Origin of the sequence: Agreia sp. (assembly GCF_964263775.1) — a bacterium.
Classification (GTDB): Bacteria; Actinomycetota; Actinomycetes; order Actinomycetales; family Microbacteriaceae; genus Agreia.
Map to the genome: position 1 here is coordinate 1 of NZ_CAXVWM010000081.1, position 10,914 is coordinate 10,914.

12 protein-coding genes are annotated in these 10,914 nt (G+C 66.5%); 1 reads left to right on the forward strand and 11 read right to left on the reverse strand.

What is annotated here, in order from left to right; genetic code table 11:
• From ACE5CZ_RS06690 to ACE5CZ_RS06700, 3 genes are all read right to left on the reverse strand, one after another.
• Positions 1–600, reverse strand: a 600-nt coding sequence (locus tag ACE5CZ_RS06690; RefSeq protein WP_374946565.1) for a carbohydrate ABC transporter permease, incomplete at its 3' end; no start/stop codon positions are given.
• A 53-nt stretch (positions 601–653) separates the two neighbouring features.
• On the reverse strand, positions 654–1,559 hold the full coding sequence (locus ACE5CZ_RS06695; RefSeq protein ID WP_374946556.1) for a carbohydrate ABC transporter permease: 906 nt from the start codon (positions 1,557–1,559) through the stop codon (positions 654–656).
• Positions 1,556–3,613, reverse strand: a complete 2,058-nt coding sequence (locus ACE5CZ_RS06700; protein WP_374946557.1) for a beta-galactosidase — start codon at positions 3,611–3,613, stop codon at positions 1,556–1,558. The genes ACE5CZ_RS06695 and ACE5CZ_RS06700 overlap by 4 nt, the downstream gene beginning before the upstream one ends.
• Before the next feature lie 174 nt (positions 3,614–3,787).
• On the opposite strand from ACE5CZ_RS06700, the gene ACE5CZ_RS06705 reads away from it, so the two are divergent.
• Complete coding sequence (locus ACE5CZ_RS06705; RefSeq protein ID WP_374946558.1) at positions 3,788–4,810, forward strand: LacI family DNA-binding transcriptional regulator; 1,023 nt, start codon at positions 3,788–3,790, stop codon at positions 4,808–4,810.
• A 28-nt stretch (positions 4,811–4,838) separates the two neighbouring features.
• Here the strand turns inward: ACE5CZ_RS06705 and dprA are convergent, their stop codons facing one another.
• The 8 genes from dprA to ACE5CZ_RS06745 all read right to left on the reverse strand — a co-directional run.
• Positions 4,839–6,095 carry a DNA-processing protein DprA gene (gene dprA / locus ACE5CZ_RS06710; RefSeq protein ID WP_374946559.1) on the reverse strand — a complete coding sequence of 419 codons (1,257 nt, stop codon included), beginning with the start codon at positions 6,093–6,095 and terminating at the stop codon, positions 4,839–4,841.
• On the reverse strand, positions 6,092–7,624 hold the full coding sequence (locus ACE5CZ_RS06715) for a YifB family Mg chelatase-like AAA ATPase (protein WP_374946560.1): 1,533 nt from the start codon (positions 7,622–7,624) through the stop codon (positions 6,092–6,094). The genes dprA and ACE5CZ_RS06715 overlap by 4 nt, the downstream gene beginning before the upstream one ends.
• Positions 7,621–7,983 (reverse strand): YraN family protein, encoded by a 363-nt coding sequence (locus ACE5CZ_RS06720; protein ID WP_374946561.1) that lies wholly within the window; start codon positions 7,981–7,983, stop codon positions 7,621–7,623. Before ACE5CZ_RS06720 ends, ACE5CZ_RS06715 begins: the two co-directional genes overlap by 4 nt.
• Before the next feature lie 105 nt (positions 7,984–8,088).
• Positions 8,089–8,412, reverse strand: coding sequence for a DUF2469 family protein (locus tag ACE5CZ_RS06725; RefSeq protein ID WP_044442048.1), 324 nt, complete (start codon positions 8,410–8,412; stop codon positions 8,089–8,091).
• A 13-nt stretch (positions 8,413–8,425) separates the two neighbouring features.
• A complete protein-coding gene (locus tag ACE5CZ_RS06730; protein WP_374946562.1) occupies positions 8,426–9,061 on the reverse strand; it encodes a ribonuclease HII in 636 nt (211 codons plus the stop codon).
• A gap of 23 nt (positions 9,062–9,084) precedes the next feature.
• Positions 9,085–9,831 (reverse strand): signal peptidase I, encoded by a 747-nt coding sequence (gene lepB / locus ACE5CZ_RS06735; protein ID WP_374946563.1) that lies wholly within the window; start codon positions 9,829–9,831, stop codon positions 9,085–9,087.
• Between the two features lie 101 nt (positions 9,832–9,932).
• Positions 9,933–10,283, reverse strand: coding sequence for a 50S ribosomal protein L19 (rplS, locus tag ACE5CZ_RS06740; protein WP_202566514.1), 351 nt, complete (start codon positions 10,281–10,283; stop codon positions 9,933–9,935).
• Between the two features lie 151 nt (positions 10,284–10,434).
• Positions 10,435–10,914, reverse strand: a 480-nt coding sequence (locus ACE5CZ_RS06745; protein WP_374946564.1) for a hypothetical protein, incomplete at its 5' end; no start/stop codon positions are given.

The window sequence follows — 10,914 nt, forward strand, 5'->3', positions numbered from 1 at the left end:
GAAGTTGTTCCAGATCGCCACGAACTGGAACAGGAAGATGGTGACCAGTGCGGGCGTCATCAAGCGCCGCGACACCGAGAAGAATGTGCGCACCTCGCCCGCCCCGTCGAGCCGCGCCGCCTCGAGGAGTTCGTCGGGCACGCTCGCTGCGGCGAAGATGCGAGCGAGGTAGACCCCGAACGGGCTCACGATACTCGGCAGAAAGACCGACCAGAACGTGTTGGTGGCATTGAACTGGCTGAAGATCAGAAACAGCGGCAGTGCCAGAGCCGTGGCCGGCACGAGGACTCCGCCGAGAACGACGTTGAAGATGAGCTCGCGCCCCGGAAAGCGGTATTTGGCCAGCGCGTAGCCGCACATCGCCGCGAACAGAGTTCCGAGCAGGGCACCGAAGCTCGCGTAGACGATGCTGTTCAGCATCCAGCGCAGGTAGACACCGTCGTTGTAGGCGATGAGGTCGCCGATGTTGGTGAACAGGTTGAAGTCAGCGAACCACAGGCCCGCCGTGCTCGAGAACTGCTCTCGCGACTTGGTCGAGCCGATGAAGAGCCACCAGATGGGTGCCAAAAAGTAGAGCGTCGAGACGCCCATCACGATCATCGCCGCCGAGCGGGATGCGAGCTTCTCTCGAGGAGCTCCGGCAGATATCTGGGTCACTGGTCGCCCTTACGCTGGGTGAATTTCAAGAAGACGAACGACATGACGAACGTCGCGATCGCGAGCACCACACTCATCGCTGCCGCGAGGCTCACGTTCGGCACTGCGGATGTCGTGTAGACGGCGATATTCGGAGTGAATGTGCTCGACACCGACGAGGTGAAGCTGCGGAAGACCTGCGGCTCGGCGAGCAGCTGCAGGGTGCCGATGATCGAGAAGATCGCCGTGAGCACGATCGCCGGCATGACGAGCGGGATCTTGATGGACAGGGCGATCTGCAGCTGGTTTGCCCCGTCGAGCCTCGCAGCCTCGAAGATCTCGGTGGGCAATGCGAGCAGGGCCGAGTAGATGATCAGCATGTTGTAGCCGACGTAGACCCAGGTGACCACGTTCGCGATCGACCAGAGCACGGTCTCGGGCGCCAACAGGTCGAAGCCCGAGGTGAAGGCGGCGAAGGGCGAGAGGTTCGGCGAGTAGAGGTAGCCCCACATGATGGCTGCGATCACGCCGGGTACCGCGTACGGCACGAAGAACGCCAACCGAAAGAACTTCTTGCCCTTCACGAGCGGCGAATCGAGCAACAGCGCGAGCACGAGCGCGAAGCCGAGCATCACCGGCACCTGCACCACGCCGAAGAGCGCGACCCGGCCGACGGATGCCCAGAACGCCTCGTTCTGGAACACCAGGATGTACTGGGTCAGGCCGCCGAAGACCTCGACCGGCTTGCCGAACGTGCCGTCGCGTTCGACGACGAGCAGAGACTGCCCTATCGCCCAGCCGATCGGCAGCAGGTAGAACGCGGCGAACAGCGCAGCGAAGGGGGCGAGGAAGATCGCGATCGCCTTCTTGTGCTTGACGGACGCGCGGCGGGGTTTCAGCCGCGGCGCAAAGGTGGTCGTCACTGGGCGTTCCTCTTCTCTCTCACGACGCGCACCGCACCGGACGGCACGTCGAGAACGCCGTCCCGCGAGATCTCGTTCCCTGCTGACGCGCGGGCGCCGATCTCGGCCCCCGTGATGATCTCGGTGCCCTGCGTCTGGTACTCGAACGCGGCATCCGTGTGGTTGATGATGAATACCCAGCTGCCGGATGCCCCGATCCGGCGCACGATCTCGACCCCGACCGGCTGGTCGGCCGGCACCGTGACGCCCGCCTCGGTGGCGGCGCGAGCCAGCGTCGCGGCAAGCGAGTCGTCGTCGAGGGCGGTTGCGAGGTACCAGGCCGCCCCGTCGCCGACCGTGTTGCGGGTGACGGCGGGGATGCCACGAACCGGACCGTTCTCGAAGACCGAGACCGCCTCTGCGCCTTCGAGACGCAGCCGCTCCGACCACATGCCCGCGCTCTGTCCATCGCTCAGCGTGAGGACGGTCGACGGGTGAACCGGCACGAACTCTTCGCTCGAGACTCCGAGGAGCTCGCGGAAGGCACCGGGGTAGCCGCCCGGGCGCACCCGATCGTGCTCGTCGACGATTCCACTGAAGAAGGTCACGACCGCGTGTCCGCCGGCCGCCACGTAGTCGGCCAGAACCCGGGCCGCGGCATCCGTGACGCTGTAGAGACTCGGCACGATGACGAGCCTGTACGCGTCGACGGGGGCACCCGGGGCCACGATGTCGACGGTGATGCCCGCGCCGAGAAGCGCCCGATACGCGGCGTGCACCTGCGGCAGGTAGCGCACATCGGCGGAGGGGTGCGAGTCGAGGTCGGTGGCCCACCAGGCCTGCCAGTCGAAGACGAGGGCCACGTCGGCCACGACCTCGCTGCCGGCGACCTCGGCGAGCCGGCCGAGGATGCCGCCCAGCTCGACGACCTCGCGCCACACCATCGAGTCGGTTCCCGCGTGCGGCAGCATCGCCGAGTGGAACTTCTCACTGCCCTGGAGCGACGCGCGCCACTGGAAGAAGCTGATTCCGTCGGCCCCCCGGGCGACGTGGCTGAGCGTATTGCGAGTCATCTCGCCCGGAGCCTTGGCGAAATTGCGTGGCTGCCAGTTCACGGCCGATGTCGCCTGCTCCATGAGCATCCAGGGACGACCGCCGGCCAGGCCGCGCGTCGCATCCGCCGCGAACGACAGTTCGCTTCGCGGGTCGCCCAAGCGGTGATCGAGATAGTGGTCGTTGGCGATGATGTCCATGTGGGGTGCCCACGCCCAGTAATCCTGGTTGCGGATGTGCGCGGTGACCATGAAGTTCGTCGTGACGGGCGCGACGCTGTGCGCGCGAAGCACTGCCTGCTCCGCCTGGTAGTGCGCGAGCAGCTCGTCGGAGCTGAACCGCATGAAGTCGAGCGCCTGGCCCGGGTTTCCGGTTGACACGGTGAGCCTCGGTGTCTGGATGTGCTCCCACGACGAGTAGCGCTGGCTCCAGAAATAGGTGCCCCAGGCATCGTTCAGGTCTTCGATGCGACCGTAGCGGGCCCTCAGCCACGTGCGGAACGCCTGGGCGGACGTGTCGCAGTAGCAGTGCGCGTTGTGGCAGCCGATCTCGTTGGAGACGTGCCATAGGCGCACGGCCGGATGCGCGCCGTAGCGCTCGGCGATCTTCTCGACGAGGGCGAGTGCGTGCTCGCGGTAGGCGGGTGAACTCGGGCAGAACCCCTGCCGACCCCCGAACGCGCGCGTGGTGCCGTCGTCCATCACGGGCAACGATTCCGGGTAGTCGGCGCTGAACCAGGGCGGCGGGCTGGACGTCGCGGTGCCCAGATTGATGCCGATGCCGTGGTCGTCGAGGATCGCGATGATCGAATCGAGCGCGGCGAAGTCGTAGCAACCTCGAACCGGTTCGAGCTGTGCCCAGCCGAAGATGTTCAGTGCGACCAGATTGACGCCCGCCTCGGTCATCAGGCGAGCATCCTCGAGCCAGGTCTCAGGGCCCCACTGCTCGGGGTTGTAGTCGCAGCCGAAGGTGAATGCGGAGACGTCGCCATCGATCAGAGTGGCTACGGCGGTCTCGGTCACGGTACGGGCTCCATTGTCTGTGCATGATCTTCCCGCAGCGTCGCCGTCTGGGAACGCTCCCAGTTGCACTCGAACCGACAGGCGGGAGGAGTTCTGGGAACGCTCCCAGAATAAGCACACCGATATCCATGTGTCAATTCTCGCCGTCGAAATCTCGCCCGCTACAGTGGGCATATGATCGCCCGTCGAGCCGCACCCGCACGCGCGACCATCAACGATGTCGCGGCGGTAGCGGGCGTTTCGCGCGGCACCGTGTCGCGAGTCTTGAATTCCGAAGCGTACGTGTCCGACGCCGCTCGTTCGGCCGTGGCCGACGCGATTGTGCAGGTCGGCTACGTTCGCAACAGCGCGGCCCACAACCTGGCGACGAGGCGGTCGCACGCGGTGGGGCTCGTCGTGCACGAGCCCCACTCGCTGTTTCTCGAAGATCCGAATATCGGCAGCATTCTGCTGGGCATCAATTCGGCGCTCTCCGACGCCGATTACCAGCTCGTCTCGCTCGTCATCGATTCCGATCGCGACAGCCACCGCGTTGCCGAGTATCTCAGCGGCGGATTCGTCGACGGCGTGATCATCGTTTCGGCCCGCGCCCACGATCCCATCGCCAGAATCGTCGCAGAGCTCGGCATCGCGGCGGCGTTCGTCGGTCACCCCGTCGACGTCGAGGGCATCCCCTACGTAGGCATCGACAACTTCAGTGCCGCGAAGGCCATCACAACGAGGCTGAAGGAGACGGGTCGACGCCGCATCGGCATGATCGCGGCCGGCCTCGACAGGGACTCCGGGCAGGATCGCATGGCAGGCTTCCGTGCCGCGCTCGGCGACGCCTTCGATTCCGACTTGGTGATCACAACGCCGCTGTACGCGCACTCGAGCGGCATCGACGGCATGCGTCTGCTGCTCGACCGGGCGCCCGACATCGACGGCGTCTTCGCCGCTTCAGACGCCATGGCCGCCGGAGTGCTCGACGTGCTGCGCGAGGTCGGCCGATCCGTTCCGGGCGATGTGGGCGTCGTCGGGTTCGACGACAGCGCCTGGGCGACGCGAGCCCAGCCGCCGCTCTCGACAGTTCACCAACCGGCTGGGCAGCTCGGGCGACGGGCGGCGGAGTCGGTACTGGCTCAGCTCAGGGGCGAGTCCGTTGATGCAGCGGGCATCTTTCTCGAGACGACCATAGTCTGGCGCGACTCGGCCTGATACCCGGGCTGCCGCCGGCGGTTCTCGTCTATCCCTTCGCCTTCTTCCATCCCGCCTCCCCCTCGACGGCGATTCCGTCGAGTGCGAGCAGACCGAGCACGCCCTCGGTCGCGCTCGTCGCCAGGCCCGCACGCCGAGCTATGTCGGTCGTCGTGCGCGCCGCCCGAACGCTCAACGCATCAATCACGCGCACCTGTTCGGGCGAGCGCCGATCGGATTCCGCCTGCAGACCGAGATCGAGTTCAGCGTGCGGAACGGCACCGGCCAGGCCGGAGGCGAGCTCGAGGATCTCGTCGACGCTCGTGACGCACGCCGCGTCGAATTCTCGAATCAGGCGGTGGCATCCGGCCGACGAGGGCGATGTGACCGGCCCCGGAACGGCGCCGAGTGGCCGCCCGACGGCCGCAGCGTGGGCAGCCGTGTTCAGAGATCCGGATCGGTGGCCCGCCTCGACGACGATGGTCGCCACGCTCGACGCCGCGATCAAGCGATTGCGCTGGAGAAACCGCCACTTCGTCGGAGGCGAACCGCAGGGCAATTCGGAGACGACGGCGCCGACCGTCGCGATGCGCCCGAGCAGGGCATCGTGACCACTGGGATAGAACCGGTCGACACCACCCGCGAGAAACGCGACGGTGAGCCCTCCGCTTGCCAGCGCGGCGCGGTGCACCATCCCATCGATTCCGTAGGCTGCTCCCGACACCACCGAGACTCCCCTGTCGCTCAATCCCGCGCCGAACTCCATCGCCATGTGTTCGCCGTAGCCCGTGGCGGCGCGCGCGCCGACCAGCGCGATCGACGACCCGAGCGAGCACAGTGCCGCATCGATTCCCCGAACCCACAGCGCGATAGGCGCGTGCACACCGAGGTCATCGACTCCCCTGGGCCAGATAGCATCCGTCGGGCGGATCAGTCGGGCCGAAACCCTCGCGGCCTGCCGGAACGCGGTGATGACGGCGGAGGAGACGAGGCGTGGCCTCCAGCGATCGAACGCGAGGGCCAGGTCGCGTGCCGCGATCGAGTCCGCCCCCGCATCGGCCAGGGCGGCCACCACACGATCTATCGGCCAGGTGTCTACGAGCGAGGTGAGCGCCTGCACCGCTCCCAGCGACGACACGAGGGCCCCGGCGATGGAGTCGCCGGGTTCGGCGATCGACGTCCAGGATGCCCTCGCGAAGATCTCGGCCGCGGTCGCCTCGTCGATGCCCGGATCGGCGTCGGCGTCGACTGCCACCGCCGCAGCCAGGCGCAGAACCTGGCTCGAATCGAGTCCGAAAATAGTCATGACTCGATCGACTTTCGAAGGTAGAGGGCACGCCCGACGTGTTCTGGGGCGGGAGATTCGGCGTCGTCGAGATCGGCGATAGTCCAGGCGAGCCGCAGCACCCGGTCGTAGCCGCGCATGGTCAGCCCGCCCCGCTCGAGCGCCCGATCGAGCGATGCCGTCGTCGTGCGGGCGAGACGTCGTGGGCCTGTTCGAAGCCACGATCCGGGAACCTGCGAGTTGAGCAGCCAGGGTGTTGCTGCGAGTCGTGCCGCAGACCTGGCTCTCGCCTTCACCACCGTCTCTCTCGCCGTGGCGGTGTCGAGCCGCTCTGCGCCGTCCGCCATGCGGAGCTCTGCGGCCGTTATTCGCTGCACCCGCAACTGGATGTCGATGCGATCCATGAGCGGGCCGGATATTCGAGCGAGGTACCGGCGACGCGAGTGCGGCGTGCACGTGCACTCCGAGTCACGCGCCCCGTACTGGCCGCACGGGCAGGGATTGGCGGCGAGCACGAGTTGGAATGCGGCCGGAAACGAGGCGACGGCATTCGCACGATGGATGGTGATGACACCGGTCTCCAGAGGCTGTCGAAGCGCATCGAGAACCGAGGAGTTGAACTCGGGGGCTTCGTCGAGAAAGAGCACACCGTGCGACGCCCTGGCCGCGGCGCCGGGCCGAATCTGACGAGATCCACCGCCGACGAGCGCCGCCGCCGTGGCCGTGTGATGAGGGCTCTCGAGTGGCGGCCGTGTGATGAGCTGTGAGCCGACGACCTCACCGCTCAGCGAGCGCAGAGAGCTGACTTCGAGCGACTCGAGGGGACCGAGGTCGGGAAGCAGCCCGGGCAGTCGGCCTGCCAGCATGGTTTTGCCTGCACCGGGCGGGCCGAGCATGAAGAGATGGTGCCCACCCGCCGCGGCAACCACCAGCGCCTGTGTGGCATCCCGATTGCCCACCACGTCGGCCAGCTCGAGGACGGGCGTCTCTGTGGCGCGCTCCCGAGTCGGCAGGATCGGGTCGACCGGCTGCGGCTGCAGGGTGCTGCCGTGAAAAATGGCCGCGTCTCGCACTGATGCCACGGGAATCACCGTGATGCCCGGCACGAGGGCGGCCTCGTCGGCACTGCCCGCCGGCACCATGAACCGCGTGAATCCGAGCCGTGCGGCGGCCGCAACCGCGGGCAGAATTCCGCTGGTGGGCCGCAGCCTGCCGTCGAGCCCCAGTTCGCCGAGGTGCACCACCCGACCGATGGATTCGGCACTGATGCCGCGTGCCGCCGCGAGCAGCGCCATCGCGATGGCGAGGTCGAAGACCGGGCCGAACTTCGGCAGCGCGGCCGGTGACAGGTTGACCGTGATTCGTCGTGCCGGCAGTGGGCATCCGGCGTTGCTGGTGGCGTGGCGCACCCGCTCGCGCGCATTCGACAGCGCCGTGTCGGGCAGCCCGATGATCGTGAACGACGGAAGACCGGGGGTGATGTCGGCCTCGACCTCGACCATCTGACCGGTGAGTCCGAGCAGGGCGACCGCGGTGGTCGTGCCGATCATCGGAAGACCCCGCGAAGGTGCTCGACGAGGGGCAGCCCTCCGTCTCGGATGAGAACCGACACGATGTCGATTCGGATGGCGCGGGGCCGCGGGCCCGACTGAGCCTCGCACCAGGCCGACGCGAGACGACGCAGCCGGGCCAGTTTCGCGTCGGTGATCGCCTCGAACGGATGCCCGAACGCCGTCGACGTTCGAGTCTTGACCTCGACGAACACCGTGTCACGATCGTCGATTGCAATGAGGTCTACCTCACCGTGTTCGCATCGCCAGTTGCGGTCGACCACGGTGAACCCCTGGTCTGCGAGGTAGCTCGCAGCCACGTCTTCACCCTGACGACCCAGAGCATCTTTTGCTTTCATGTGCGCCTCCGCCACCGAGGATGGCAGGGCGCGAACGCACGCTCGGGACCGAGGCGAGGAACGGGGAAAGACCGTTCTCCACAGGCTCAGCCGAGGAGAGGTCGACTACTCGTCGAGAGCGAGTTCTTTGGGAAGCTCGAAGTCTTTCGTCGACAGCTCTTCGACGTTGACGTCTTTGAACGTCAGCACCCGCACGCTCTTCACGAACCGGTCGGAGCGGTAGACATCCCACACCCACACGTCGTTCATCACGAGCTCGAAGTAGAAGTCGTGCTCGGTGTCGCGGCGAACCAGTTCGACATCGTTCGCCAGGTAGAACCGGCGCTCGGTCTCGATCACGTACTTGAACTGCGAGACCACATCGCGGTATTCGCGGTAGAGGGCCAGTTCGACTTCGCGGTCGTAGTCCTCGATCTCATCATCTTCCATGGTGTCGCCCAGTCTACGGCGTCGAAACGAGGGCAGCTTCCTTCAGCCAGCTGCGCCGATGAAAGTCGCTCGCCCCGAAGCTCGCGATGGCCTCCAGGTGGGTAGAGCTGCCATAGCCCTTGTTGCTGTTCCAGCCATACGCGGGCGTCTCGGCGTGGCGATCGATCATCATGCGATCGCGGTGCACCTTGGCCACCACGGATGCCGCCGCGACCGACGCGCAGTCTCTGTCGGCTTTCACCCGGGTCACGACGTTCAGTGGCGCGGAGAGCGCGGGGGCCAGCCAGTCGTGGGAGCCGTCGAGCAATATCACCGCACCGGCGACATCCACCCCGCGACCGTAGAGCAGGCCGAGGCCGCGCTTGGCGGCAAGGCCGAGGCACGCGATGATGCCGAGCTCGTCGACCTCGAGCGGACTCGCAAGCCCCACGGCGCTGTCGAGTGCCCATTCGGCCGCGAGAGGGGCGATGCGCTCGCGCGCAGCTTCGGAGAGCATCTTGGAGTCGCGCAGGCCGACAGGAATGGGCGTGCGCCTGCTGGCACGGATGACGCACAGGCCGACTGCGACGGGGCCGGCGAGCGCGCCTCGCCCGACCTCGTCGATTCCGATGACGAGGCTCGCACCCCTGCGCTCGAGGCCGCGCTCCACCGTGAGCGTCGGATCGGAGACGGCTATTTCGATCCCTCGCTCTCGATGCCCGCGAACACGTCGGAATAGTTGTCGAGGAACGTCCATCGGTCGGTCGGCCAGGTGATCCACAGCGCGCGGCCGACCACGTTCTTGACCGGCACGAAGCCGTTGCCGGGCTGATCTTGATTGAACCGGGAGTCTTTGGAGTTGTAGCGGTTGTCGCCCATGACCCAGAGCGAACCCTCGGGCACGGTCACGTCGAAGGCGACTCCGGATGCGGCCGTCTGGCCGTCGGGCAGCTTGACGTAGGGCTCGTCGAGCGGAACGCCGTTGACGGACATCTGGCCGAGGGCGTTGCAGCACGTGACGTGGTCGCCGGGGAGGCCGATGACCCGTTTGATGAGATGGTCGTTGGCGTCGCTCGCGGTGAGGCCCACCGTCTCGAGAACCCAGTCGAGAGCAGCTGCAACCGGCGCCTTCTCGGGCTCGACCGACGCCGGGAGCCAGCCGCCCGGATCGGCGAAGACGACGACATCGCCGCGCTCGATCGGCATGAGGTTCGGTTCGAGCTGGTTGACGAGAATGCGATCGTTGATCTGGAGGGTGTTCTCCATCGACCCGGAGGGGATGTAGAACGACCTCACCAGGAAGGTCTTGATCAGCACCGACGCCAGTACGGCGACGAGGAAGATGATGAGGATGTCGCGCAAGAACAGCAGCGCGCTGCGCGACGTGCGCGTGTTTTTCTGCCGGCGTGACGTACGCGATGGCATGGTCGTTTCTGTCATTTAACCGCCTGAGCTCCCCGCCATTTTATGGGCAGGGAGCTCAGGGTTGTGAATCCAAGGACCGACGGCGTTTCGGCTGTCAGGCGATTCGAAGGCGAACGCTACGCGTCGCGCTTCTCCTTGATCTTGGCCTTCTTGCCCCGCAGTGCACGCAGGTAGTAGAGCTTCGCGCGGCGAACATCTCCGCGGGTGACGACCTCGATGTGGTCGATGACCGGGGAGTGCACCGGGAAGGTACGCTCGACGCCGACCTGAAAGCTGACCTTGCGCACGCAGAACGTCTCGCGCACGCCCTCGCCCGAGCGGCCGATGACGACGCCCTGGAAGACCTGGATACGCGAGCGCGTACCTTCGACGATGTTGACGTGCACCTTGACGTTGTCGCCGGCGCGGAACTCGGGGATATCGCTACGCAGCGACGCCGCGTCGACGTGATCGAGAATGTGGCTCATTATGGGAATTCGCTCTCTGCAACCGCCACAGGTCGACTACGGGGTAAAAGAAGTGTGAGTTTCGGTGCCCTCGTTATCGCAGACTCCCCTGTGGCAGAGTCGGGCCGAGGCACAATCGCCTATTCTGCCACACGCGAGCCCTGCCCCACAATCAACGGGTGTCGCGACTCGTCTCGATCACGATGTACTCGCCGTCGTTCCGGATGCCGGCAGGCACCTGGGTGCGGCCGAAACCCGAAGCCGGAGCCGATGCAGGAGCCGCAGGCGGAACCTCGAAGGAGGCGAAGACATCCTGTACCCGCTTGCGGGCCTCTGTGAAGAACTGCCAGACCGCGCCCCAGAATCCGCCGATGACGGCGAGGATGAGCACGACCGTGGAGGCCGTCGATGCCGCGGTGTCGAAGCCGAGGGTGATCGCGGATGCGGCGATGACGGAGAGAATCGCCACGTCGAGCCACGAGACCGTCTTCGACGCACGGACTCCCGGGCGAGCGAGGACGATGCCCGCGATCGTCGCAAGAGCGACGAACAGCACGATGCTCGCGAGGAGCGCCCCGAGGGTCTGCCAGCCACCGCCGCCGAAGATCGCGCTGCCGACGAGCATCCAGGCCGGCAGCAGGACTGCCGCGGG